The organism is Arcobacter caeni (assembly GCF_003063245.1).
GTDB lineage: Bacteria > Campylobacterota > Campylobacteria > Campylobacterales > Arcobacteraceae > Aliarcobacter > Aliarcobacter caeni.
In genome coordinates this window covers 154,454-178,619 of the sequence record NZ_MUXE01000004.1, presented here as the reverse complement: position 1 = coordinate 178,619, position 24,166 = coordinate 154,454, and the positions used below count along the sequence as shown (strand labels likewise).

The following is a 24,166-nucleotide window of genomic DNA, read 5'->3' as shown; positions in this document are numbered from 1 at the left end:
AACTTTAACATATAAAAGGAGTGTAAAAGGTGTCTTTTGAAAGTGCTAGAAGTTTATTTTTTTAACTCTTTTAAAATTTTGAATAAGTAATCAGCAGAGTTTTTAGCACTTGATTTTAGAAATTCATCAAAATCAAATCCAGCATCCATATCAGCAGTATCAGAAATAGCTCTTAATATAAAAAATGGAACATTTAAAGCATCACAAACAACAGCAACACTTGCACCTTCCATCTCTAGAGCATCAGCTTTAAATGTATTTTCTATGAATTGTTTTCGCTCACTTGAGTGAACAAATTGATCACCTGTTGCAATAGTTCCCTCAATTACTTTTAAATTATTTTCATTTGCAACTTTAATTGCTACATTTCTTAATTCTTTAGTAGTTTCTACAAATACTTTTCCACCTGGCACAAATCCATTTGGATGACCAAATGCAGTAATATCTAAATCATGTTGACATAATTTATCAGCAATAATTAAATCTCCAATTTGAAGTTTAGGATTAATTCCACCAGCAACTCCTGAAAATAGTAATGTATCACATCCAAATTTTTCAATCATTGTAGCAGCTGTTAAACTTGCAAATACTTTTCCAATTTTAGAATAAGCAATTACAATATCCAAACCATTATATGAAACTTCATAATATTTATTATTTGCAAATTCAACAATATTTACTTTATCAAAGTAAGATAAAAGAGGTTCTATTTCCTCTTCCATTGCTCCCATAATTGCCAATTTAGTCATTTAATTCTCCTATTACACTTTCTAATGTTTTCATATCAGAAACATTTAATGTTGGTTTATCAGTAATTTTTTTATTTAAACCTTTTAAAACGATACCATTTCCAAATTCAATAAATAAATCAACTTTATCTTCACAAGCTTTTATAGATTGTTTATATTTTACAGGACTTGTAAGTTGAGCTGATAATAATTTTATAGCTTCATTTTTTGTTCCATAAGCTTGTGTAGTTACATTTGAAATAACAGGCAAAAATTCATCTTTTAAAAATCTTTCTAAATATGGATTTAAACTCTCCACTGCACTTTTTAATAACTCACAATGTGATGCAACTGACATATCTAAAACAATAGCTCTTTTTGCACCAGCTGTTTTAAATGTTTCAACAAGTGCCTCTAAATCAGCTTTAATACCTGCTAGTACAAGTTGTCCATCCATATTATAATTTGCTGGCCATACTTTTTTCCCAAGTTCTCTTTGCTCAGTACATACTCTTTCAACTGAAGCATCATCAATTCCAACTAAAGCCATCATTCCCGCTCCACCATCAGAACAAGCTTCAGTCATAAATAAACCTCTTTTATGAACTAATTCAATTGCATCTAAATAATCAATTGCACCAGCAGCAACTAATGCAGAAAATTCTCCCAATGAATGACCTAAAACAAATACAGGTGCAACATTACATTTTTCTTTAAAAATTGCATTTGCAATAGAACTTACAAGTAAAATCGCAGGTTGAGTAAATTGTGTTTTTCCTATATTTTCATTTTCTTCAAATAATAATTTCTCAAAATCAATACCTAATCTAGTACTAGCCTTTGAAATCATATCTTTAGCAATATCGCTATTTTCAAAGAAATCTTTTCCCATTCCAATAGTTTGACTTCCTTGACCAGGAAATATAAAAGCTATTTTTTTCATATTTTTCACCTTATTATATTTTTTAGTAATTATTATACTATTTTTTTACTTTCCAAAATAAAAAAGCTCAAGAGTAAAACTCTTGAGCTTTTTATAATATTAACTATTGTCTTATTAAATCTTTGATTTAATTTAGTATATGTCGCAACCTGCGATCTAGTGACAACCACAACCACCGTGAGATTGTTTAGGTTCTTGAGTTCCACAAGAACCTGCTCCATGGTCATGTCCATGATCGTGATCATGACCGCCACCACCACAACATCCACCACCCATAGCAGCCATTCCACCAACAACACCTGTTTGAACTTCTTCTTCAGTTGCATCTCTTAAAGATAAAATTGCTACTGAAAACATTAAAGTTTTTCCAGCCATTGGATGATTATAATCAATTGTTACATCAGAATCACTAAATGATTTAACTACAACTTGAACAGTTTCACCATGCTCACCTGTTCCATATAAAGACATACCTTCAGTTAATTCAATACCAGCAAATTGTTCTTTTGGTAAAACTTGAACAGCTTCATCATTATATTCACCATAAGCATCAACTGGTTGAACTAAAACATCAGCTTCTTCATTAGCTGACATTTCTATAAGTTTAGACTCTAAACCTGGAATTATTTGACCTTTTCCTGAAATAAATTCTAAAGGAGCTTGACCAACATTTGAATCTAATTGTTCACCAGTTTTTGCATCTTTTAATGTATATTCTATACCTATAACTTTACTTGACATATTTTTCCTTTAATAATTTATAATTTAGTTAAATTTTGTTTTGCTACTTTAGCTTCATTCGAACTAGGATAAAGATCAACTAAAGTACTGTAAAAGCTTTTTGCATTATCTTTATCTTTTATTTTTTCAAATGAAATAGCACTATGCAATAATAATGTTGGCATATAAGCTGCTTTGTCATTCAATATAGCAGATTTTTTATAATGACTTATTGCAACATCATACTTTTTTCTCATATACCAATTTTGTGCTAAATAAAAATTAACTTCAGCAGGTTTATAATTTGCTTCAAGAAGTTTTTCATATTTTGGAGTTGAAGCATTATAATTTTTAGAATCAAAATCTTGTTTTGCTTCTTTCATTAAATTTAATTTATCTTCAGGTGTATTTAATTTTTTTGTAGCTACTTCGCTAGATGAAGATGTATCTATATTTGCAGTATTTGCATCTAATTTTGTTGTAGGTGAAACTTGAGAAGTTTTAATTCCAGCGGCTTTTTTTAAAGCTTCAAATTCTTCTCTTGTTATAAATTGTTGCATATTTTTTTCTAATTCTTTAGAAGAAACATATTCTGAATTAATTTTATTAACAGCTGTTGTTAACTTTGTTAACGCAGCTTTTAAACCATTAACTGTTTCAACTAATTGTGCATCACCACCTTGTGATGATATTGGAACATTACTATTAGAACCTAAATCTGAAGACGCACCAACTCTTTGCGCTAATTCATCAACTTTTCTCGATGTTGAATTTAATTTGGCAGAATCACCTTCATATGTAGATTCTAAGCCTTCTAATCTATTTTTAATAGAATCCAGTAAAGAATTAATATCACCAACTTTTGATGTTAATGCATTAATACTATTTTGATTTTTCAAAATATGTTTTTCTGATGAATTTAGTCCATAAGAACCATTTCCTGAATCATTTGATCCATAAACCGAAACCTCTTCGGCTACGGTTAATGAACTTACTATTAAAAAAGATAGAAGATACTTAGTCATTGAAATTATTTACTTAATTCGTGTTCAACTCTTCTGTTTTTTGCCCAACAATCTTTAGTTTTCTCAGTACAAACTGGAGAACTTTCACCTAAAGAAACTAATGCAACATTTGCAGTTACACCATTTGCAACTAAAACATCTTTAACAGAGTTAGCTCTTTTTAAACCTAATGCGTAGTTATACTCATCTGATCCCCACTCATCTGTATTACCAGAAACTGTTACAGTTGTATCAGCAGTTAATGCAGATAATTTAGAAGCATTTGAAGTTGCTTTTTCTTTGTTTTCTGAAGTTAAGTTATATTTGTCAAATCCGAAATATACATGCTCAATTAAAACTTTTTGACCATTGATCATATAATAATTACCATTTGCTGCTTTTTCTAAAGCAGAAAAACCTGCATCAGAAAGATTGCTAGAATCAGTATTTGTATTAACAGATTCTTGAGCTCCATTATCAACATTCATATCAGCATTTTTTTCACTACAACCTGTAGAGAATAACATTGCTGCAACTAATAAAGAATAAACACCTAATTTTTTCATAATTTTGTCCTTGAAATAAAATTTGCTGAAATAATACAAGAGTGAACCTTAATTATTGTTTATAAAATAAAAATCTATAAAAACTATAATCATTAAGTTCATTTTATTGACTTAATGATTTCTTTTTTTTATTAAGAAAATTCTTTTTAATAATTATTTTAATTTTACAAACCTCTTTTTTATTGATATTATTAAAGATAAATTAATTATTTTATTCTAATTATCATATATATATAAAAGTTAAAAAAATGACAAAATAATAACATTATTATTTTGTCAAATAGATACTTTATCCATTAATTACTAGATAATTTTTTATAATTAAGCAGAAAGTACTTTATTATACAAAGACATGAATATCTCTTGTGTAACAATATGTTACAGTTAAAAATTTATTTTAATGCAAAACAGATATATATTATGAAAATATTGGAAGATAGTTTAAGAGAAGATTAATTAAATTATGTATTATCGTAACTGTAAAGCTTTAAAAAGCTTTACAGAACTATAAGAATTACCAATCAATAGATTGGATTCTTTTTCCTTTAAGAGGGAATAAAAATGATTTACTATATGCCAATCTAATTATTCCGATTGAACTAGATCCTCCAGAAGTTTTTATAAATAATAATGTTTCACCATCAGTAGAAAACTTTGGAAACTGATTTATACCACTTGAAGTCAATCTTTTCATACTATCAGTTTTTGTAGAAATCAAATATAAATTAAAACTTTTTTCTCCTAATTCATTAGAAGAATCTTTACTACTATATGCGATATTATTTCCAAATGCTGTTGCAGAAGAGTTATTATTACTGTGATAAACTAATCTTTCAACAGAACTTGAATTAATACCTTGTGCAAAAATATTGGGGTTCCCTAATCTATCAGAAACAAACACTATTCTTGTATCATTTTCAATAAAGTGTCCTCCAACATCAATTCCACCATATTTTGTTATTTGTGTTTTATTTTTACTTCTTATATCATATAAGAAAATATCTGGTTGACCAGCTGGTGATGCTGTAATTAACAATTTAGTTCCATCTGCATTTACATCAGAACAAGCTAACATACCATCGGAATCCATAATAATTTCTTTACTTCTATTATAAATATTTAATTTAACTAATGTCGGTTTTTTATAATTATAAGTTGTATAATAAATTGTTTTTTGCTCACTATCTGCCCATTTTGGGAAAATATTTAGTCCACCTGATACAACTGTTTTTTTATAAGTTAAAGTATAATCCCCAATCATAATATCAGCAGCACCTGATGCTGTATATGTTGAAAATACCACGAATTTTTCCATCCAATCAATACTTGGTGCTTTAAAAAATGCATTTGTTGAAATTGCAGCTTTATGAGCTAAAAAAACATATCTATCTTCTTGTGTTGTAGCAAAATTCTTTTCTAATATCAGTGTTCTAGAATTTATATCATATAATTTTGTCATCAAAGTATAAGAACCTGCTTCTTTTTTAGCAGATAAATTTAAATATAAATTAATTCCTTGATTAGACAAGCCAATAATATCAGGCATATTTTCATATGAAGTTACACTATTAACTGATACAACTTCAAAGTGACCACTTACAGATAAATCATCTGCTAAACTTTTTTTAATTTTATTTAAAGTTTCAATTTCTAATGTGTCAGTTGCAACTGAAACTAAAATTTTTGGTAAAGCATTAATTTTTTTTACAACTTCTAAATTTGCATCAACTTGCGCAAAAACAGAGCAAACTACCAATGACAACAATAATAATATTTTATACATATATTCTATCCTTCTGATTTAAAATCAACATTAATTCTTATATCTTTATCTTTTGTAGGCTTTGGATAAGCTACATTTTTTTGTTCTTCTAAGAAAGCTTTTAAAGATGAATCAAAACCTTCATCACCTGAATTAGTAACTACACGATAATCAAATCTTCCATCTAAATTAATCATAATTAATACTACTGCTTTAAGCCCTGTACCAATTGGATTCCAAACAGATAATAATTCATGAACTTTTGAAAAATATTCATCTGTTTCTTGACCTTTTGTAGAGTTTGTACTCTTAACATTTGTTGCTGTTTTTTCATCTTCAAGCAATTTATCAATTTTAATATTATTAGATTTTTTTTCTTTTTCAAACTTTGACTTAAATCTTTTTGGATCTATAGATTTTTCAATATTATTAACTTCTTCTTTTGTAACAGCTTTTGCTGTTTCTTTTACATTAGCAAATAAAGATTTTAAATCTGGTTTTTTTTCGTTTGAAGCAGATGCTACTTTTTCTTCTTTAACTTCTTCTTGTTCTATCTTTTTTTCCGTCTTTTTTTCAACCATTTTCTTTTCAGCTTTTTCAGTTATCATATCAAGCTCAATTACTTCTGATGCAGATTTGATATCATAAGTTTTAGGAATTGGACTAGCAAGATATGCAAATAATAAAAAACAAATAAAAATATAAAATGAAACTGCTATTATACCTGAAAGTATAAATGAAAAATTCTTTTGCATTTATTATCCGTCTGTTACTAATGCAACTTTAAAAAAACCAGCCTCTTTAACTGATTTTAAAACAAACATAATATCATCATATTTTAATTCTTTATCAGCTCTTATGTGGATAGGAGTATTTTGATCTTTTCCATTTGAAAAAAGAAGAAAACTATCTGGAAAATTTGCTATATCAACTTTATTTTTATTAAGTGTAACTATTCTATCTTTAGTAATAATAATATCAATTTTTTGAACATCTTGGGTTTGTTGTGATTTGCTTCCAGTTGGAAGATTTATTTGTTCTTCAAACTCTATTACAGGAGCTGTAACCATTAATATTGCTAGTAAAACTAGCATAATATCAACTAAGGGTGTAATATTTAATTCTGGTTTATCATTAAAATCGTACACTATATTAACCCTTAGCAATTAAAATTTGGGCTTGTGCCTTAAGATAAATATTTAACTCATATATCTTTCTTGAAAGTATTTGGTGAAAAGTATAAGCAAATATAGCAACAAAAATACCAGCTGCTGTTGCAACTAATGCTTCACTAATTGCAGGTGCAATAATAGCAAAAGCAACTTTTGATTGATTTGCGAATTTTGCAAAAGATTCTAATATTCCAATAACTGTTCCAAAAAGACCAATAAATGGAGATGTTGAAGAAATTATTGCTAACCATGAAATTCCTGAACTTGCATCTTTAATTATATTAATTTCACAAGCATATAATAGTTCTTTAGAACTAGTATTAGTTGTACACTTATTTAGTGCAGACAATGACGAAAATCTAGCTTCTCTAGATGTTAATGATTCTAACGATTTAACTTCATTTTTAATGAGAGCGGTAACCGCAAAATATCTATAAAAGAAAATCCAGATTGTAACGATTAGGTAAATTGACAATAGTGCTAAAACTATATAAGTTATAGCACCACTATTTGCCAAATAATTTAGTATTGTAGTAATCATTTTATGCGAATGAATTAATTTTTGCTTCAACAAAAGCAACAGAGATATTCGAATCTTTTACAGAATTTACTAATTCTTTTGCAGCTTCAATATTTTTAGCTATTTCAGAATCTTTTCCTGATGTTAATGCAATAGCTCCATCAGCCAATACATCAACTGATCTTTCATCTACTTTTACATGTCCCCAGTTAATGGCAACAGCTTCCGTAGAATTTGCTTTTTCAATAACAATTACACCAACTGTTAATGAAGAAATTAATGATGAATGTCCTGGTAAAACACCAAACTCTCCCTCTTTTCCAGGGAGAGTTACTGTTTTAACATCATCATTAAAAATTTCGCCATTAGGTGTAACTATTGATAATCTAATTGTATCCATGTTATGCCTTAATATGGTTTTGTTATTTTAATTTCTCAGCTTTTGCTAGAACCTCATCGATTCCACCAACCATATAGAATGCCATTTCAGGGATGCTATCGTATTTACCATTTAAAATTCCTTGGAATCCAATAATAGTATCTTTTAACTCAACATATTTTCCTGGGCTTCCTGTAAATACTTCAGCAACGAAGAATGGTTGAGATAAAAATCTTTCAATTTTTCTTGCTCTTGAAACAACAAGTTTATCAGACTCTGATAACTCATCCATACCAAGAATAGCAATAATATCTTGTAAATCTTTATATTTTTGTAATACAGATTGAACACCTCTAGCTGTATCATAATGTTCTTGACCAATAATATCTGCATTTAAAATTCTTGAACTTGAATCAAGTGGATCAACTGCTGGGTAAATACCTTTTTCAGCAATTTTTCTATTTAAAACTGTAGTTGCATCTAAGTGAGCAAAAACAGAAGCAGGAGCTGGATCTGTTAAGTCATCCGCTGGTACATAAACCGCTTGAACAGAAGTAATAGAACCTTTAGAAGTAGAAGTAATTCTCTCTTGTAATTTTCCCATTTCTGATGCAAGTGTAGGTTGGTATCCAACAGCTGATGGAATTCTTCCTAAAAGTGCTGACATTTCAGAACCTGATTGTGCAAATCTAAAGATATTATCAACAAACATTAATACATCAAGACCTTTTTCATCTCTAAAGTATTCAGCCATTGTAAGACCAGTTAATGCAATTCTATTTCTAGCACCTGGAGGCTCACTCATTTGACCATAGCATAAAGCAACTTTATCAAGTACATTTGAGTCTTTCATTTCGTGATAAAGGTCATTACCTTCTCTTGTTCTTTCACCAACACCTGCGAATACAGAGTATCCTGAATGTTTGAACGCAACATTATGGATTAATTCCATGATAATAACTGTTTTACCAACACCAGCTCCACCAAATAGTCCAACTTTTCCACCTTTTGAATATGGTGCTAAAAGGTCAACAACTTTGATACCTGTTTCAAACATTTCTGTTTTAGTTGATTGCTCTTCAAATGAAGGAGCAGATCTATGAATAGACCATCTTTCTGTATCAGCAGGAATTGGTTCACCTTCATCAACTGGCTCACCAATAACATTGAAGATTCTTCCAAGAACTGCATCTCCAACTGGAACTGTAATAGGTCCACCTGTAGCAATACACTCTTGACCTCTAGTTAAACCTTCTGTCATATCCATAGCAATAGTTCTAACTCTACTATCACCAATATGTGCAGCAACTTCTAATACTAATCTATCAGCATTAGCATCAGCTAATACTACATTAATAGCTTCATTAATTTCTGGTAGGTATCCGTCGAACTCAACGTCAACAACCGGACCCATTACCTGAAGAATTTTACCTTTCATGCGGGCAGCTCCTTTATATTATTTTAATGCTTCAACACCACTGATAATCTCTATCAGCTCTGTTGTAATTGCAGCTTGTCTAGCTTTGTTATATTCTACTGTTAAACTATCTACTTTTTCTTTTGCATTTTTAGTTGCAGCTTCCATTGCTTGCATTCTAGCACTATGTTCAGCAGCTAAAGAGTCAATTAAAGCATAATACATATTGAAATCAATATATTTATCAGTTAATTCATTTAATACTTCTTCATCATCATCTGGTTCAATATCTAACATAGACCCAGTATCTTTTACTTCTGCAAGATCTAAGCTTATTGGCAATAAATCTCTTACTCTAATTTCTTGAGTTAACATATTTAAAAAACCATTGTAAACAATAACAACTTTATCAGTAACTTTATTTCTAAAATCTTCAACAACAGCATGAATAAACTCTGCAGCTCTATCATACTCTGGTGCAGAAGATAAATCAGAAACTCTTTGCTCTAAAGCAATTCCTTGGAATGAAAAGAAATCAACACCTTTTCTTCCAGCAGCTCTTAATCTAACTTTTATACCTTTTGCTTCATATTCAGAAATCAACTTACTAACTGTTTTAATTGTCGCCATATTAAAACCACCGCAAAGTCCTTTATCAGCAGTTACAAAAACAATATCAATTGTTTTTGGTGCATCATTTTGAATGAATGCTCTACTAATATTTCCTTCGTCTTGAACTTTGCTAACTCTAGCAGCAATATCAGAAAGAACTTCATTTATCTTTTTTGCATAACTTCTAGCTTGTTCAGACAATTGTCTAGTACGAGTTAGTTTTGCAGAAGATACAAGCTTCATAGCTTTTGTAGTTTTCTGAGTATTTTTAACACTACCTATTTTTACTTTTATCTCTTTTAAGTTAGCCATTGACTAATCCTTAGTTTGCACTAAATACAGTTTTAAACTCTTCTAATGCAGCTTTTAATTCTGCTTCTGTATTATCATCAATTTTTTGAGAAGATTTGATTGCATTTAAAATATTTGAATATTTTTGTTCAAAAAATGCATGTAATTCAGCTTCAAATCTTACAACATCACCAACAGCAATATCATTTAAGTACCCTTTAGTACCTGCATAAATAATAACAACTTGTTTTTCAATAACTAGTGGTTTATTTACACCTTGTTTTAATACTTCAACCATTCTTTGACCAAGCTCTAATTCTCTTCTAGTAGCTTCGTCTAAGTCTGATGCAAATTGTGCAAATGCCTCAAGTTCTCTATATTGAGCAAGAGATAATTTTAAAGTACCAGCAACTTGTTTAGTAGCTTTAATTTGTGCAGCTCCACCAACTCTAGATACTGATAAACCAACATTAATTGCAGGTCTAATTCCTGAGTTAAATAGGTTAGTTTCTAAGAAAATTTGTCCATCAGTAATAGAAATAACATTTGTTGGAATATATGCAGCAACATCCCCAGCTTGAGTTTCGATGATTGGTAATGCAGTCATTGAACCAGCACCTCTTTCATCACTCATTTTAGCAGCTCTTTCTAATAATCTTGAGTGTAGATAAAATACATCTCCTGGATATGCTTCTCGACCTGGAGGTCTTCGTAAAATTAATGACATTTCTCTATATGCAACAGCATGTTTTGATAAATCATCATAAATAATTAATGCATGTTTTCCATTATCTCTAAAGAATTCACCAATAGTAACACCTGTATATGGTGCTAAAAATTGTAATGCAGCAGAATCAGCAGCAGATGCATTAACAATAATTGTATATTCCATTGCACCAGCTTCTTCTAATGTTCTAACAATAGAAGCAACAGAAGATGATTTTTGACCAATAGCAACATAAATACAAACAACACCTTCACCTTTTTGGTTAAGGATAGTATCAATAGCAACAGTTGTTTTACCAGTTTGTCTATCACCAATAATAAGCTCTCTTTGACCTCTTCCAATTGGAACAAGCGCATCAATTGCTTTAATACCTGTTTGTAATGGTTCATGAACTGATTTTCTAGCCATAATTCCAGGAGCTTTTTCTTCTACAAGTCTTGATTCACTTGAAGCAATAGCACCTTTACCATCAATTGGTTCACCAAGAGCATTAACTACTCTTCCAACCATTGCATCACCAACAGGAGTAGATAAAAGTTTACCAAGTCTTTTACAAGAAGTACCTTCTCTTAGACCCTCACCTTTTCCAAGAACAACAACACCAACTGAAGATTCTTCTAAGTTAGAAGCAAGACCTCTCTCACCATTTTCAAACTCAACAATTTCCCCAGCCATAACATTTTTTAGACCGTAAACTTGAGCAATACCATCTGCATAAGAGATAATTTTACCTGTTTCATTTACATCTACATTTAATTCAAAGTTATCAATTCTTTCTTTTATAATAGAACTGATTTCATCAGCTTGAATTTTTGCACCCATTCAATTTCTCCTTTGTAAGTTCTAAACTGCTTTTAAAATATGATCTATTAACTGTGATTTTAATCTCTCTTTAGAAAAAGAAATTTCAACTCCCAGTCCATCAATATCCACTTTAATGCCATCATAATCACAAACATTTTGTGTTAATGATAATTTAACATTAAATTTTTTACTAAATTGTTCTTCAATTGAAGAGACATAATCATTTGATAATTCTTGATTAGTATAAACAACACCAATATAATTATTATTCATTTTTGCAATTTGAGTGTTTAATTCTTTTGCAATAATTGGTAATAATGACAACCTTCTTTTTTCACCTAGCAGTTTTATGAAATTAATTAAAGTTTCATTAGCTGAATCAACCAAAGAGATAATTAAATCTACTTTTGCATAATCAGCAACTTCCGGAGAAGTTATAATTGAAATAAATTTTTCATCAAAAAATGCTGATGAAATAGTATTTAAATTACCACTAATGTTGTTAATAACTTGATTATCTCTACCATCAATCAATGCTTTAACATATCTTTTTGCTACTAAATCATTCATCTATGCTACCTTTTTAAGAACAATATTTGCTAACTCTTGTTGAGTTAATTTAATATTTTCAGAACTTAATAGCTCTTCAAGAACTTTAGTAACAACTTCTTTTTTAGCTTTTGACGTTTCAACTTTCATCATTTCTTCTAAACTTTTATTTAGATTTACAATGTCTGAATCAACAGCAGTTGCAACTTTTTGTTTAACTGAATCTATATCAGCTTTTGCACTATCAATAATCTCAGTAGCAATTTTTTTTGCTTCCTCTAATTTTTTCTGTGCATCTTTAACTTTATCTTGAGAAGCTTTTAAAGTATCTTGTACTTTGTCAAGTTCTCCTTGAATAGATAAAGATCTCTCAGCAAAAAATGCTTTTATTTTATCAGCAAGTAAATACCATAAAATTCCAGCAAATATTATAAAGTTAACGGTTCTTTGAACTAAATCAGTTTCTACCGCGCCTTCGTTTGCAAGTAATGCAACTGGAACTAAAGCCAACCCAAGTAATAATATTCTTTTCATATTTCAATCCCTTTATTAAATTGAGCTAAGCTTAGCTTTTAGGCTCTCATTAAATTGAGGCATAGAAGATACTAAAGAATCTCTTAGAGCTTTAGCCTCGTCTTGTAAGTTTTTAGTAAATTCCGCAGATTTTACTTCTAAATTAGATTTAGCACTTGCAAGTTTTGCATCAGCACTATCCTTTGCTTCCTTATAAGCTTGTTCTCTAATTGCAGCTGCCTCTTTTTTTGCTTTAGCAATAATATCATTTGCTTCGGCTAACAAACCATCAACATCTGCACCGTTTGATTTCGCATCTTCTAAATCTTTTTTTATAGAAGCTGTTCTATCATCCATGTGCTTTAGTAATGGTTTGAAAAGACAACTGTTTAGTCTAGCAACAACTAAAAGAAAGATGATACCAGAGCTAAGCAATAATACAGGACTTATGTCTAACATTCATTCCTCCATATTTTTTACAGTTTAGTTTAACTAAAACTCTATTATTTTAACAAAACTAACTATAAAATTATATTAAAAAAAAATATTAGCTTAGATTTTTTTTGGATTTTGTTACGATTGGATATTAAAGTAACTAATTATTTTATCAACATCTTCTTGTGAATTAAATTCTATCTTGAAATAATTTTTTTCTACTTTTACTTTTAAACTATTTTCTTTTAATTTTTCCACAATATTATTGAGTGGTGTAAAATTATAAGCATCTTTTGGCTTATCTTTTTTAGGTTTTTCTATGTCTTTTTCTTTTAACTCTTTAACTAATTTTTCAGTTTCTCTAACTGAAAGTTTTTGACCAACTATTGAATCACAAACCATTTTTTGTTCATCATTGGTAAGTCCTAACATAACTTTTGCATGACCTGCACTAATTTTGTCACTAGCTAAAAATTGTTGTACATATGAGTTTAATTGTAACAATCTCAAAGTATTTGTAATAGAAGTTCTACTTTTAAATACTTTTCTTGATAATTCTTCATGAGTAATACTATGTTCATTTAGTAACTGTGCGTAACAATATGCAAGTTCAATTACATTTAAATCATCTCTTTGAATATTTTCAATTAATGCTAATTCTCTTAATTTAAATTCGTCAGTATCAATAATAATAGCTTTGATTTTTTCTATATTTGCAAGTTTATGAGCTCTTAATCTTCTCTCACCTGCAACTAATGTGTAAGTACTATCTTCATTCTCTGTTACAATTATAGGTTGTAATAAGCCATGCTCTTTAATAGATTCGCTTAAGTCATTTAATTTTTCTTCATCAAATATTTTTCTTGGTTGGTTTGGATTGGCTTTTATAGCTGTTACATCTATTTTAAAAACGCCAGATTTGTTACTTCTTGTTGAATTTTCATAAGCTGATTCAACTTCTCCTAATAATTCTCCTAATCCTCTACCTAATGCCATAATATTTCCTACTAAAAAAATTAACTAACCTGCGATTGCTCTTGCTAAATGAGTGTATGCTTTTGTGCCACTTGAATTTGTGTCATATAACATAATTGGTTTTCCAAAACTAGGACTTTCTGCTAATTTTACATTCCGTGGAATTACAACATAAGAATTGTCATCTATTTTAAATAATTTATTTTCAAAATGTTGTGCTAAATCTGCAAAAACTTGTTTTGACAAATTATTTTGAGCACTATACATTGTTGGTAAAAATCCTCTAATTTGTAATGATTGATTTATTGTCTGTTTTACAAGTTTTATAGTATTTAACAATTGTGCTAATCCCTCTAATGCAAAAAATTCACATTGAATTGGAATTAAAACAGATGTTGATGCACTTAATGTATTTATAGTAATTGGACCTAATGCAGGAGGTGAATCAATAATAATATAATCAAAATCTTTTTTAATTGGATCGATTTTTCTTTTTAAAACTAATTCTCTTTCTTTAGTATTTTTATAAAACTCTTTTTCAATTCCTACAAGTCCAATATTTGATGGAGCAACTTTTAAATTTTCAATTTCTGAATCTAAAATAATCTCACTTAATTCTTTTGTTCCCAACATAACATGGTAAATATTATATTCATAAGTATCCCTATGAAAACCTAATGAAGTTGTTGCATTTGCTTGTGGATCTGCATCAATTAATAATACTCTTTTACCCTCTAGTGCAAGTGCAGCACTTAAATTTACAGCGGTTGTAGTTTTACCTACACCACCTTTTTGGTTAGCTATCGAAATAATTTCTGTCATCTTAAACTAAATACCTTTTTATTGTTTACTTGAATAGAACCATCTTCATTTAACATCACATTTTGAAGAGAAATTTTTTGATTGTCTATTGTTGTTTGGAACTTTTTGCTATGTTGGAATTCTATCTTAAAATCACTAAATATTTGCTTCCAAAAAATCTTTTTTTCTAATTTTAAAAAATAACTTTCTAACATACTATTTGTATCGATATTAATATCAAGTTTTCCAAAATCTTCACTCACATTTTTTAAATTTATTCCTATTCCACAATAAATTAAATTTTTTGAAACAGTAGTTATTGTTCCTCCGATTTTTTTATCATCTACATAAAAATCATTTGGCCATTTTAACCAAACTAAAGAGCCCATCTGCTTTAATACTTCTTTTAAAAGATAAGAAAAATAGATAGAACTACTTTGTAGTGGTAAATCATTTGGTAAAAATTCTTTATCAATAACAAAAGAAAAAAAAATATTGCCCTTTTTCCCTATCCAAGAATTTCCTCTACTTCCAATTCCTTGTGTTTGAAAATCACATAAAACACATAAAGGTTCATAATAACCATTTTTCAAAATATAATCTTTTATATATATATGAGTTGAATCAACTTCTTTTAATTTTATTATTTTCATATTTTATTATACATAATAAAAATAGAAGAGTTAATTAAATATAATCAAAGGAAAAAAGGTCATTATGTTAGAACCCGTTTTACCAATTGCTATGTATTTAATTTTAGGTTATATCTTTAAAATAATTTATCAAGATAATTCAAAACAATTAATTGAATTTATTATTTATTTTTCACTTCCGGGTATTGTTTTTTCTAAAATCTACCCTTTGGTTCTTGATATAAAAATATTAAATTTAATTTTAATGTTTATCTCTTTTATTCTTTTTAATCTTCTTCTTGCTTATTTCGTAGGTAAAATGATGAAATTAAATCGTGTTTTGTTAGCAACTTTTATGATTATGGCTACTTTTGGAAATACTTCATTTATTGGTTTTTCTTATATAGAGGCATTTTATGGTGAAGATTATATAGTTTATGGATTGATTTATGATTTATTTGGTTCATTTTTACTTTTAGTCTCAATTGGAATGTTTATTATAACTTGGGGAGCAGGTAAAAAAAACAATATTACTCATATCTTTAAAAGTATATTTTTATTTCCACCTTCACTTATGTTTTTTATAACTATTCTTGTAAAACATTTTGAAGTTCCTAATTTTCTAATACTAACTTCTCAAACAATTGGTTCAACACTTGTTCCAATTGCAATGATTGCAATTGGAATGAAATTAGAACTTAAACATATTTTTGCAAAATTCCATATTGTTTCAGCTGCTATGATTCTTAAAATGATTGTTGTTCCAGTAATTGTATTAATAGGATTTCATTATTTTTATGGATTAAATCAAACTTGGGTGAAAGTTACGATAATTGAAGTTGCGATGCCTCCAATGACAATGGCTACAGTTTTAGCAATAAAAGGTGGCTTAGATGAAAAAGTGGCAATTAACTCTTTAGTTTTAGGGGTTTTATTAAGTCTTGCAACAATAACTTTATATACATCTTATTTAGCATAATTTTTATGCTAAATAAGTATCGAATTTATTTCTAATCTTTGCCCTCTGATATAATCAATTGCATTCATTGCTTTTTTTGAAGGAGCTTGTAAAGTTTTGATTTTTAAACTACCTTTTTCACATCCTATAATTACAGAATCATTATTAATTTCTAAAATTTGCCCTTGATTATTAATAGATATTTCTTCATTTAATTCAATATCTTTTAATTTTAATTCAGATTCTAAAAAAACACCTGGCCAAAAAGAATAAGCTTTATATTTTTGATATAGCTTTTTTGCATTAGAAAAATCAACTAAACCATCTTCTTTTTTTATTTTCCTACAAAAACTCACTTCTGCTTCATTTTGTTTTTGTGGTTGAATATTCTCATAATTATCTAAAGTAGTAATTGTAAGTTTAGCGGCAAGCTGTGATAACTTATCAAAAGCTTCAGTAACTTCGATTGTTGGAGTTATTTTTAAATATTGTAAACCTAAAATATCTCCACTATCAAGTCCCTCTTCCATTAACATTGAAGTTACGCCTGTAAATTTATCATCATTTAAAAGTGATTCTTGAATTGGACTTGCACCTCTATATTTTGGAAGCAGTGAAGCATGAAGATTTATACATGGAGCAATATTCAAAATCTCTTTAGGTAAAATTTGCCCATAAGCTGCAACAATTATAAAATCTGGTTTTAACTCTTCTATTTGTTTTGTTGCTTCTTCATTATTTCTTAATTTTAAAGGTTGAAATATTGGAATATTTAAGTTTTCATCTAAACAATATTGTTTAATATGAGGAGGAGTTAATAGTTGTTTTCTACCAACTGGTTTATCAGGTTGCGTAAATAATCCTATGATTTCATACTTACTATTTAATATCTTTTTAAATATTACAGTAGCATAATCAGGAGTTCCCATAAATAAAATTCTTTTACTCATAATTATTCCTTATTTTTTTGCTTGAAAAATTGTTCCACTTTTATGATTTCCATCAACTAAAAAATCATAAGCATTTGTTAAATCAAATCCAGAAGATAAATACATAGGAATATCTCTTTTCATTAAAAAATCTGCTGCTTTTAATTTTGTAACTATTCCGCCTGTTGCGAATTCTGAATTTGCAGAATGTTTCATTTCAAGTTCATCATCACTTATTTCTAAAACATTTTTTTGTAAAACTGCATCGGAAAACTCTCTTGGATTTTTATTATAATAACCATCAATATCAGATAAAATCACTAACATATCTGCATTAAAATAATAAGCTACATGTGCTGCTAATTGATCATTATCACCAAAAACCAACTCATCTGTTGCAATTACATCATTTTCATTTATAATTGGAAGAATTTTATTTTCCAAAAGTATTTCCATTACATTTTGAGCATTTTTAGTTCTTTTTCTTGAATCAAAATCATCTGCAATAAATAACATTTGAGCACAAGTAATATTATGTTCTTTAAATCTTTTTTTGTAATTTTTAAGTAATAAAGGTTGCCCAATGGCTGCTAGTGCTTGTTTATTTGCAACTATTTTTTTATCAAGTTTTAAAGAAGTATATCCAGCACCAACTGCTCCTGAAGAGACTAATATCACTTCAAGATTTTTTTCGTTTTTTAATTTAGCAATTAAACTTACTAAATTATCCATTCTCTCAAGGGCTAATTGCCCATCTTGAGTTAATACAGCAGTTCCTACTTTTATAACTAATCTCTTCATCTACCTTGTTCCAATAAATTATATAAGGCAAATCCAAGTGGTTTAAGGTTTAATTTTGTTAAAGATGAAATTGGTAAAACAAAATATGGTTTTGTATTATCAAATCTTGAATAAATTAAATCTTGAACAAAATATGGATAATCTCCCTCAAATTTAAATTCATTTGATTTTGTAATATCTAATCCAATATTTTTAATGAATGCTTCAATATCTTCTTCTAAAGTTTCACCAAAATAACCATCCATTTTACTTATAACTATTGCATAATTTCTTGTTGATAATTCACTTGAAAACTTTGCAACTTCTTCTTTTAACACTCTATATTGATCAATCATAGTTCTATGATTTGCAACATCAATTACAAATAAAAGAGTTTTTGTTCTTTCAATATGTTTTAAGAATTCTAATCCTAATCCTCTTCCTTCACTTGCACCATCGATGATTCCTGGAATATCAGCCATTACAAAAGAGTTATAATTTCCAACTTCCACAACTCCAAGTTTTGGTGTTAAAGTTGTAAATTCGTAATTTGCAATCTCAGGAGTTGCATTTGATGTTACCGAAATCAAAGTTGATTTTCCAACATTTGGATATCCAACAAGTCCAACATCAGCAATAAGTTTTAATTCTAATCTAATACTTTTTATTTGTCCTGGAAGTCCTGGTTGAAAATAAGTTGGTCTTTGATTTCTTGAATTTTTAAAGTGAGTATTACCTAATCCACCTTTTCCACCTTCTAAAAATAGAACTTTTTCTCCAAGTTCTAATAAATCAAAAAGAACTTCATTTGTTTCATCATCAATAACTTGAGTTCCAGGAGGTACAATCAAAACAAGTGCTTCACCTGATTTTCCAGTCATTCTTCCACCCAAACCTTGAGCTCCATTATCAGCTTTAAAAAATTTTCTACCCTTGTAGTTTGATAATGTATCAGTATTATTATCTACTAAAAAATAAACATCCCCACCTTTTCCACCATCTCCACCATCAGGTCCACCTTTTACAACAAACTTTTCTCGTCTAAATGCTGCACATCCCTGTCCACCTTTTCCAGATGTAACTGAAAATCTAGCGCTATCTATAAACATATAACTTTCCTTTTAATAATTAATTAAAAACTAAAAGCAAAATTTTTCAACTTCTACTGTTAACTTTTAATTAGTTATGTTAATTTTTAAATAAAAAAAGGGTGTAGGCAAAAGCCATACACCCTTTAAAAAAATCAATTTTATCCAGAATTACGAAGCGTAAACTGAAACTTTTTTTCTTTTTTTATCTTTAATCTCAAATTTAACAACACCGTCAATTAAAGAATAAATTGTATGATCTTTACCAATACCAACATTTTGACCTAAATGAACTTTTGTTCCTCTTTGTCTAATAATGATGTTTCCAGCTCTTACAACTTCACCACCATATTTTTTAACACCAAGTCTTCTACCAGCTGAATCTCTATTATTCTGCGTACTTCCCTGACCTTTTTTGTGAGCCATAGTTTTTCTCCTTAACTTTTGTTATGCTTATGCAGCGATTTTAATAATTCTAATTTTAGTGAAGCTTTTTCTAAAACCTCTTTTTAATTTAGAATCTTTTCTTCTTCTTTTTTTGTAAATAATCACTTTTTTAGCTCTATTTACACCTGTACCATCTAATACTACAACTGCTTCTACTTTTGCATTTGCAACTGCATCACCAATTTTTAATTCACCGTCGTTTATTGCTAAAACATCAGTGATTTCTAAAGTTTCTTTTGCAGTTTTACCAGTATAATCAACATCTAAGATATCACCCTCAGAAACTTTATACTGTTTTCCACCACACTTGATAATTGCGTACATTTTTCTTCCTCTAATTCAATTCAATATGCCAAGTTGATATATTCACATATAACTCTATTTTTCGAACCGGAATAGTATCTTATTTTAGTTTAAACTTTCTTTAAGCCTTAGCTTTTTAATGATAATCATTAGCTATTGCTATGGCATCTATCATTATCATCGAATTTATGGGTAATGCTTTTACTGAAATTGTACTTCTTGCTGGTTTATGTTCTCCAAAAGCTTCAGCAAATAATACATTAACAACCCCAAAATCTTCAATATTTTCTAAATATATAGATACTTTTACAACTTTTTCCATACTACTATTAGCATCTTCTAATAATGTTCTCAAATTAGAGAGTACTTGTCTAGTTTGAACTTTTATATCTCTTTCTAATATCGTGCCATCTAATGAAATAGGTACTTGCCCCGATGTATAAATAATTCCATTCACTTTTACAGCAGGCGAATATGGACCTATTGCCAAAGGTAAATTATCACTTGCAATAAATTTCATTCATTATCCTTATCTTTTATAATTTATTGAATTTTACAAAAAACAAACTGCTAATTAAATAAATTTAAAAAATTAATTATAAATTATAACTTACTAATTTCCCCAACTTTAACTGATAAATATTATCTTTAATTTTTCTAATTAAATTTGCTTTTTGTTTAAAATCTAAAGTATTATCGTATGAAATTGCTGTTAATTTATTTGTATAAAACTTATAAACCAATGTTAATAACTCTTGATTTAGTCTTTCATCATCATAATTTTCAAGTTTTTCATTTAAAACTATAGAATTTAAAGAAATATTTTCAATATCTGTTAAAAGTAGTTCAAACTCATTTTTATGGGTTTCAAACATAGAAGAATCAACTATATCTAAAACGGAATCTAATCTTTTTGGTTTTTCTAAAATTGATTTTATTATACAAAGTTCAGCAATATCTATTTTTGTAAGATTTGGTTCATACATTCTTTGTTTATTTGAACTAATTTTTACCAAATTTTCTCTAATATTCAGTTTTTGAGCTAAATATCTTTTATATTCATCTTGATTTAATAAACTTAATGTTTTTAAATACTCATTTGCTTCATTTAATGCTTTTTGTTTTTGATTTGGATCATTTATATCATATTTTGAAACTATATAATTAATTGCATAAGGAATATAAGAGATTGGACTTGAAAAAATCTCATTTAATTCATTTATTTTCCCATTGTGTACCATATCAGCTGGATCCATACCGTTTTCAAAAATAATAACACCACCTTCAAATTCACTTTGACTTAACATTACAGATGCTTTAAATGCCGCTGCTAATCCTGCTTTATCTCCATCATAAGCTAAAATCACTTTAGGTTCACCTCGTCTAAGAAGTGGTAGATGCTCAGCTGTAAGTGCCGTTCCTAAAGTTGCAACTGCTGTGTTAAATCCTGCTTGATGAAGCATTATTACATCTAAATAACCTTCACAAACTATGATTTGATTTTTTTTATATATTTGTTCTTTTGCTAAATGATAACCATATAAAAGTCTTGATTTATTAAATAGTTTTGTTTGTGGAGAGTTTACATATTTTGCATTATGTCCTGTTATTGTTCTTCCACCAAAACCTACAAGTTTTCCTGTTATTGAATAAATTGGAAATGTAATTCTTTCAATAAATCTTGAATATAATCCATTTGTTCCATTATCAATTACACCTAATTCAATGGCATCATTTAAATTATAATGATTTGATTTTAAAAAATTAATTGTATCAATTGAAACAGGAGCATAACCTATTTCAAATTTTTCAATTGAAAATTCTGATATTCCTCTTTTATGTATATATTCTTTTACATTTTCATTATATACAAAAAGTTTTTGATAATATTTATTTACTTCTTCTAATATTTTTGTATCTTGTTGTTTTTCATCTGTATTTTCATAATCTAAGTTAAAATTATACATTGAAGCTAATTTTTCTATTGTTTCAGGATATGATAATTTTTCATACTCCATAACAAATTTTATAGAATCACCACCTGCTCCACATCCAAAACAATGATATATTTGTTTTGCAGGACTTACAACAAAAGAAGGTGTTGTTTCTCCATGAAAAGGACAACAAGCTTTAAAATTTGCGCCAGATTTTTTTAATTCTAAAAATTGAGATACGACATCTACAACATCAAGATGATTTTTTAGATTTTCTATTGATTCTTTTTTTATCATAAATCGATTATATCTTTTTATTATTTTATATGAACTTTTATGTTAGTATTCAACTCTTACGATATAAATAATTGAGGTTTTTATTTGGATAATATAATTTTAGAATATAGAGATCCATTGTTTGGAATCATCTTACTTGTTGCACTAATTTTTTTAATATCTTTTGTTACTTATTCATTTAGTATTTATAAAGAAAGATTAGCAAGGGAAGATTATAGGAAACTATCTTTGCGATTTGAACTTGGAAAATTAAAAGAAGAAGATTATGTTCATTTATACAAAACTTACAATTTGCCATTTGATTCAATTTTACTTTTAGCTTCATCATTTTTACATAAAGGTGATTATAATAAAGCAATTTCGGTTTATTTAACACTTCTTGAACATGTAAATGATAGAGTAAAAAAAGAAGAATTGCTTGAACTTTTGGGAACTACTTATTTTAAAGGTGGTTTTTTACAAAGATCTAAAGAGATATTTTTAAGAATTTTAAAATTCTCATCAAGAAATAAAAATGCTTTAAATCATCTTTTATTAGTTTATGAGAAATTAAAAGATTTCCAAAAAGCAAAAGAGATAACAGCTTGTTTAGAAGAACTAGACAAGGATGTAAGTATTGATACAATATATTTAGATTCATTGATAATTTTAAATGATTCTATTCTTTCTTATGAAAAAAGAACTGAACTTTTATATGAAATTTTCAAAGAGAACAAAATAATCGAAAGAATTTTTGCTTCATTTTTAATTCAATTTAATAAAACATTTTTTTGGGAACATATAAAAGAATTTAATTGTGCAAAATATATTGATTTAATGTGGTATTTAAATTTTGACGATATTGATTTTGATAAAGTTTCACAAAATGAATTTTTAGTTGAGCTATATAATGCCAAAGGATATTTAAATACTTTAAAACATAGTAGTGATTTTGATTTTGATATTTTAATTTTAATAAATACCCATGAACATAAAATAAAAGCTTCTTTAGATTTTGAATTTGTTTGTACTGTGTGTAAACATTCTTATCCTATTTTTGATACAAGATGTCCTCATTGTCATAATATTTTAACTCTAGATGTAAAACATAGACTAACTAAATCATTTTATACCTCTAATCAATCTTTACAATAGTTCAACAACACTTTCATAATAAAAGATGTGATATACTTGCAAGACTTTAAAAAATAAAAAAGGAAATATATGAGTGATTATTCAAAATTAGAAAAGTGTTTGGATTATCAGTTTAAAGACAAAGACCTGATAATCGAAGCACTTACACATAAAAGTTATAAGAAACCTTACAACAACGAAAGATTAGAATTTTTAGGAGATGCTGTTTTAAACTTAATTGTTGGCGAATTTCTATTTTCAAAATTTCCAAAATCAAATGAAGGTGAACTATCAAAAATAAGAGCATCACTTGTAAATGAAACAGGATTTACAAGACTTGCAAATGATATTAAACTAGGTGATTATATCTATATTTCAACTGCAGAAGAAAGAAATAAAGGAAGAACAAAAGCTTCAATATTATCAGATGCATTTGAAGCAATTATGGGTGCTATTTATTTAGAATCTGGTTTAGAAATTTTAAAACCTATTATTTTAGATTTACTTGAAAAATCTTATGACAAAATAAATCTTGATGTTTTATTTAGCGATTACAAAACAGCACTACAAGAGATAACTCAAGCACAATTTGCTTCAATTCCTGAATATAAAATTGAAGGTTCTTATGGTCCTGATCATAAAAAAGAGTTTGAAGTATCAATCTGGATTGATGGTGTTAATTATGGTAGTGCAAATGGAAAAAGTAAAAAATTAGCACAACAAGCCGTTGCAAAAATAGCGATAGAAAAATTAAAAGCAGAGTAATT

Annotated in this window: 29 protein-coding genes; 3 read left to right on the top strand and 26 right to left on the bottom strand. The window is 28.1% G+C overall.

The window, feature by feature from the left end; genetic code table 11:
• Positions 1-53: 53 nt before the first annotated feature.
• From B0174_RS04415 to B0174_RS04325, 19 genes are all read right to left on the bottom strand, one after another.
• Positions 54-749: a 5'-methylthioadenosine/adenosylhomocysteine nucleosidase gene (locus tag B0174_RS04415; RefSeq protein ID WP_108558445.1), complete on the bottom strand. Its 696-nt coding sequence runs from the start codon at positions 747-749 to the stop codon at positions 54-56.
• Positions 742-1,671, bottom strand: a complete 930-nt coding sequence (fabD, locus tag B0174_RS04410) for an ACP S-malonyltransferase (protein WP_108558444.1) — start codon at positions 1,669-1,671, stop codon at positions 742-744. The genes B0174_RS04415 and fabD overlap by 8 nt, the downstream gene beginning before the upstream one ends.
• A 156-nt stretch (positions 1,672-1,827) precedes the next feature.
• Complete coding sequence (locus B0174_RS04405) at positions 1,828-2,412, bottom strand: FKBP-type peptidyl-prolyl cis-trans isomerase (protein ID WP_108558443.1); 585 nt, start codon at positions 2,410-2,412, stop codon at positions 1,828-1,830.
• Between the two features lie 17 nt (positions 2,413-2,429).
• Complete coding sequence (locus B0174_RS04400; RefSeq protein WP_108558442.1) at positions 2,430-3,416, bottom strand: tetratricopeptide repeat protein; 987 nt, start codon at positions 3,414-3,416, stop codon at positions 2,430-2,432.
• A gap of 5 nt (positions 3,417-3,421) precedes the next feature.
• Positions 3,422-3,961: an OmpA family protein gene (locus B0174_RS04395; protein WP_108558441.1), complete on the bottom strand. Its 540-nt coding sequence runs from the start codon at positions 3,959-3,961 to the stop codon at positions 3,422-3,424.
• A 514-nt stretch (positions 3,962-4,475) separates the two neighbouring features.
• A complete protein-coding gene (tolB, locus tag B0174_RS04390) occupies positions 4,476-5,744 on the bottom strand; it encodes a Tol-Pal system protein TolB (RefSeq protein ID WP_108558440.1) in 1,269 nt (422 codons plus the stop codon).
• A 5-nt stretch (positions 5,745-5,749) separates the two neighbouring features.
• Complete coding sequence (locus B0174_RS04385; protein ID WP_108558439.1) at positions 5,750-6,478, bottom strand: TonB C-terminal domain-containing protein; 729 nt, start codon at positions 6,476-6,478, stop codon at positions 5,750-5,752.
• 3 nt (positions 6,479-6,481) lie between these two features.
• Complete coding sequence (locus tag B0174_RS04380; RefSeq protein WP_108558438.1) at positions 6,482-6,871, bottom strand: biopolymer transporter ExbD; 390 nt, start codon at positions 6,869-6,871, stop codon at positions 6,482-6,484.
• A 4-nt stretch (positions 6,872-6,875) separates the two neighbouring features.
• Entirely contained in the window at positions 6,876-7,436 is a 561-nt protein-coding gene (locus tag B0174_RS04375) for a MotA/TolQ/ExbB proton channel family protein (RefSeq protein ID WP_108558477.1), read from the bottom strand.
• A 1-nt stretch (position 7,437) separates the two neighbouring features.
• On the bottom strand, positions 7,438-7,815 hold the full coding sequence (gene atpC, locus B0174_RS04370) for an ATP synthase F1 subunit epsilon (protein WP_108558437.1): 378 nt from the start codon (positions 7,813-7,815) through the stop codon (positions 7,438-7,440).
• 22 nt (positions 7,816-7,837) lie between these two features.
• Positions 7,838-9,232: a F0F1 ATP synthase subunit beta gene (gene atpD, locus B0174_RS04365; RefSeq protein WP_108558436.1), complete on the bottom strand. Its 1,395-nt coding sequence runs from the start codon at positions 9,230-9,232 to the stop codon at positions 7,838-7,840.
• An 18-nt stretch (positions 9,233-9,250) separates the two neighbouring features.
• On the bottom strand, positions 9,251-10,135 hold the full coding sequence (gene atpG, locus B0174_RS04360) for an ATP synthase F1 subunit gamma (protein ID WP_108558435.1): 885 nt from the start codon (positions 10,133-10,135) through the stop codon (positions 9,251-9,253).
• 10 nt (positions 10,136-10,145) lie between these two features.
• Positions 10,146-11,663, bottom strand: a complete 1,518-nt coding sequence (gene atpA / locus B0174_RS04355; protein ID WP_108558434.1) for a F0F1 ATP synthase subunit alpha — start codon at positions 11,661-11,663, stop codon at positions 10,146-10,148.
• A gap of 21 nt (positions 11,664-11,684) precedes the next feature.
• Positions 11,685-12,215, bottom strand: a complete 531-nt coding sequence (locus tag B0174_RS04350) for a F0F1 ATP synthase subunit delta (RefSeq protein WP_108558433.1) — start codon at positions 12,213-12,215, stop codon at positions 11,685-11,687.
• Positions 12,216-12,728 carry a F0F1 ATP synthase subunit B gene (locus tag B0174_RS04345; RefSeq protein ID WP_108558432.1) on the bottom strand — a complete coding sequence of 171 codons (513 nt, stop codon included), beginning with the start codon at positions 12,726-12,728 and terminating at the stop codon, positions 12,216-12,218.
• A 15-nt stretch (positions 12,729-12,743) separates the two neighbouring features.
• Complete coding sequence (locus B0174_RS04340; RefSeq protein ID WP_108558431.1) at positions 12,744-13,166, bottom strand: F0F1 ATP synthase subunit B family protein; 423 nt, start codon at positions 13,164-13,166, stop codon at positions 12,744-12,746.
• 114 nt (positions 13,167-13,280) lie between these two features.
• The gene (locus B0174_RS04335) at positions 13,281-14,138 is read right to left on the bottom strand and encodes a ParB/RepB/Spo0J family partition protein (RefSeq protein WP_108558430.1); all 858 of its coding nucleotides are present in this window, start codon (positions 14,136-14,138) and stop codon (positions 13,281-13,283) included.
• A gap of 24 nt (positions 14,139-14,162) precedes the next feature.
• Positions 14,163-14,939 carry a ParA family protein gene (locus tag B0174_RS04330; protein WP_108558429.1) on the bottom strand — a complete coding sequence of 259 codons (777 nt, stop codon included), beginning with the start codon at positions 14,937-14,939 and terminating at the stop codon, positions 14,163-14,165.
• Positions 14,936-15,571 (bottom strand): biotin--[acetyl-CoA-carboxylase] ligase, encoded by a 636-nt coding sequence (locus tag B0174_RS04325; protein WP_108558428.1) that lies wholly within the window; start codon positions 15,569-15,571, stop codon positions 14,936-14,938. The genes B0174_RS04330 and B0174_RS04325 overlap by 4 nt, the downstream gene beginning before the upstream one ends.
• 64 nt (positions 15,572-15,635) lie before the next feature.
• Between B0174_RS04325 and B0174_RS04320 the strand changes: the two genes are divergently transcribed.
• Complete coding sequence (locus B0174_RS04320) at positions 15,636-16,529, top strand: AEC family transporter (protein WP_108558427.1); 894 nt, start codon at positions 15,636-15,638, stop codon at positions 16,527-16,529.
• Positions 16,530-16,537: 8 nt separating this feature from the next.
• Here B0174_RS04320 and fmt read toward each other — a convergent pair whose 3' ends face one another.
• The 7 genes from fmt to dnaG all read right to left on the bottom strand — a co-directional run bounded on the left by fmt (position 16,538) and on the right by dnaG (position 22,286).
• Entirely contained in the window at positions 16,538-17,458 is a 921-nt protein-coding gene (gene fmt / locus B0174_RS04315; RefSeq protein WP_108558426.1) for a methionyl-tRNA formyltransferase, read from the bottom strand.
• A 9-nt stretch (positions 17,459-17,467) separates the two neighbouring features.
• Complete coding sequence (gene proB / locus B0174_RS04310; protein WP_108558425.1) at positions 17,468-18,238, bottom strand: glutamate 5-kinase; 771 nt, start codon at positions 18,236-18,238, stop codon at positions 17,468-17,470.
• Complete coding sequence (gene obgE, locus B0174_RS04305) at positions 18,235-19,326, bottom strand: GTPase ObgE (protein ID WP_108558424.1); 1,092 nt, start codon at positions 19,324-19,326, stop codon at positions 18,235-18,237. The genes proB and obgE overlap by 4 nt, the downstream gene beginning before the upstream one ends.
• A 150-nt stretch (positions 19,327-19,476) precedes the next feature.
• A complete protein-coding gene (rpmA, locus tag B0174_RS04300) occupies positions 19,477-19,731 on the bottom strand; it encodes a 50S ribosomal protein L27 (RefSeq protein ID WP_108558423.1) in 255 nt (84 codons plus the stop codon).
• Positions 19,732-19,758: 27 nt separating this feature from the next.
• On the bottom strand, positions 19,759-20,076 hold the full coding sequence (gene rplU / locus B0174_RS04295; RefSeq protein ID WP_108558422.1) for a 50S ribosomal protein L21: 318 nt from the start codon (positions 20,074-20,076) through the stop codon (positions 19,759-19,761).
• Positions 20,077-20,191: 115 nt separating this feature from the next.
• A complete protein-coding gene (locus B0174_RS04290) occupies positions 20,192-20,575 on the bottom strand; it encodes a Rid family detoxifying hydrolase (RefSeq protein ID WP_108558421.1) in 384 nt (127 codons plus the stop codon).
• Positions 20,576-20,651: 76 nt separating this feature from the next.
• Positions 20,652-22,286 carry a DNA primase gene (gene dnaG / locus B0174_RS04285; protein ID WP_108558420.1) on the bottom strand — a complete coding sequence of 545 codons (1,635 nt, stop codon included), beginning with the start codon at positions 22,284-22,286 and terminating at the stop codon, positions 20,652-20,654.
• An 84-nt stretch (positions 22,287-22,370) separates the two neighbouring features.
• Between dnaG and B0174_RS04280 the strand changes: the two genes are divergently transcribed.
• Entirely contained in the window at positions 22,371-23,420 is a 1,050-nt protein-coding gene (locus tag B0174_RS04280) for a tetratricopeptide repeat protein (RefSeq protein ID WP_108558419.1), read from the top strand.
• 69 nt (positions 23,421-23,489) lie between these two features.
• Positions 23,490-24,164, top strand: a complete 675-nt coding sequence (gene rnc / locus B0174_RS04275) for a ribonuclease III (RefSeq protein WP_108558418.1) — start codon at positions 23,490-23,492, stop codon at positions 24,162-24,164.
• Positions 24,165-24,166: the final 2 nt, after the last annotated feature.

Excerpts from the sequence above, each read along its gene's own strand:
- B0174_RS04415 (WP_108558445.1), bottom strand. The coding sequence starts at position 749 with ATGACTAAATTGGCAATTATGGGAGCAATGGAAGAGGAAATAGAACCT.
- fabD (WP_108558444.1), bottom strand. The coding sequence starts at position 1,671 with ATGAAAAAAATAGCTTTTATATTTCCTGGTCAAGGAAGTCAAACTATT.
- B0174_RS04405 (WP_108558443.1), bottom strand. The coding sequence starts at position 2,412 with ATGTCAAGTAAAGTTATAGGTATAGAATATACATTAAAAGATGCAAAA.
- B0174_RS04400 (WP_108558442.1), bottom strand. The coding sequence starts at position 3,416 with ATGACTAAGTATCTTCTATCTTTTTTAATAGTAAGTTCATTAACCGTA.
- B0174_RS04395 (WP_108558441.1), bottom strand. The coding sequence starts at position 3,961 with ATGAAAAAATTAGGTGTTTATTCTTTATTAGTTGCAGCAATGTTATTC.
- tolB (WP_108558440.1), bottom strand. The coding sequence starts at position 5,744 with ATGTATAAAATATTATTATTGTTGTCATTGGTAGTTTGCTCTGTTTTT.
- B0174_RS04385 (WP_108558439.1), bottom strand. The coding sequence starts at position 6,478 with ATGCAAAAGAATTTTTCATTTATACTTTCAGGTATAATAGCAGTTTCA.
- B0174_RS04375 (WP_108558477.1), bottom strand. The coding sequence starts at position 7,436 with ATGATTACTACAATACTAAATTATTTGGCAAATAGTGGTGCTATAACT.
- atpC (WP_108558437.1), bottom strand. The coding sequence starts at position 7,815 with ATGGATACAATTAGATTATCAATAGTTACACCTAATGGCGAAATTTTT.
- atpD (WP_108558436.1), bottom strand. The coding sequence starts at position 9,232 with ATGAAAGGTAAAATTCTTCAGGTAATGGGTCCGGTTGTTGACGTTGAG.
- atpG (WP_108558435.1), bottom strand. The coding sequence starts at position 10,135 with ATGGCTAACTTAAAAGAGATAAAAGTAAAAATAGGTAGTGTTAAAAAT.
- atpA (WP_108558434.1), bottom strand. The coding sequence starts at position 11,663 with ATGGGTGCAAAAATTCAAGCTGATGAAATCAGTTCTATTATAAAAGAA.
- B0174_RS04350 (WP_108558433.1), bottom strand. The coding sequence starts at position 12,215 with ATGAATGATTTAGTAGCAAAAAGATATGTTAAAGCATTGATTGATGGT.
- B0174_RS04345 (WP_108558432.1), bottom strand. The coding sequence starts at position 12,728 with ATGAAAAGAATATTATTACTTGGGTTGGCTTTAGTTCCAGTTGCATTA.
- B0174_RS04340 (WP_108558431.1), bottom strand. The coding sequence starts at position 13,166 with ATGTTAGACATAAGTCCTGTATTATTGCTTAGCTCTGGTATCATCTTT.
- B0174_RS04335 (WP_108558430.1), bottom strand. The coding sequence starts at position 14,138 with ATGGCATTAGGTAGAGGATTAGGAGAATTATTAGGAGAAGTTGAATCA.
- B0174_RS04330 (WP_108558429.1), bottom strand. The coding sequence starts at position 14,939 with ATGACAGAAATTATTTCGATAGCTAACCAAAAAGGTGGTGTAGGTAAA.
- B0174_RS04325 (WP_108558428.1), bottom strand. The coding sequence starts at position 15,571 with ATGAAAATAATAAAATTAAAAGAAGTTGATTCAACTCATATATATATA.
- B0174_RS04320 (WP_108558427.1), top strand. The coding sequence starts at position 15,636 with ATGTTAGAACCCGTTTTACCAATTGCTATGTATTTAATTTTAGGTTAT.
- fmt (WP_108558426.1), bottom strand. The coding sequence starts at position 17,458 with ATGAGTAAAAGAATTTTATTTATGGGAACTCCTGATTATGCTACTGTA.
- proB (WP_108558425.1), bottom strand. The coding sequence starts at position 18,238 with ATGAAGAGATTAGTTATAAAAGTAGGAACTGCTGTATTAACTCAAGAT.
- obgE (WP_108558424.1), bottom strand. The coding sequence starts at position 19,326 with ATGTTTATAGATAGCGCTAGATTTTCAGTTACATCTGGAAAAGGTGGA.
- rpmA (WP_108558423.1), bottom strand. The coding sequence starts at position 19,731 with ATGGCTCACAAAAAAGGTCAGGGAAGTACGCAGAATAATAGAGATTCA.
- rplU (WP_108558422.1), bottom strand. The coding sequence starts at position 20,076 with ATGTACGCAATTATCAAGTGTGGTGGAAAACAGTATAAAGTTTCTGAG.
- B0174_RS04290 (WP_108558421.1), bottom strand. The coding sequence starts at position 20,575 with ATGAAATTTATTGCAAGTGATAATTTACCTTTGGCAATAGGTCCATAT.
- dnaG (WP_108558420.1), bottom strand. The coding sequence starts at position 22,286 with ATGATAAAAAAAGAATCAATAGAAAATCTAAAAAATCATCTTGATGTT.
- rnc (WP_108558418.1), top strand. The coding sequence starts at position 23,490 with ATGAGTGATTATTCAAAATTAGAAAAGTGTTTGGATTATCAGTTTAAA.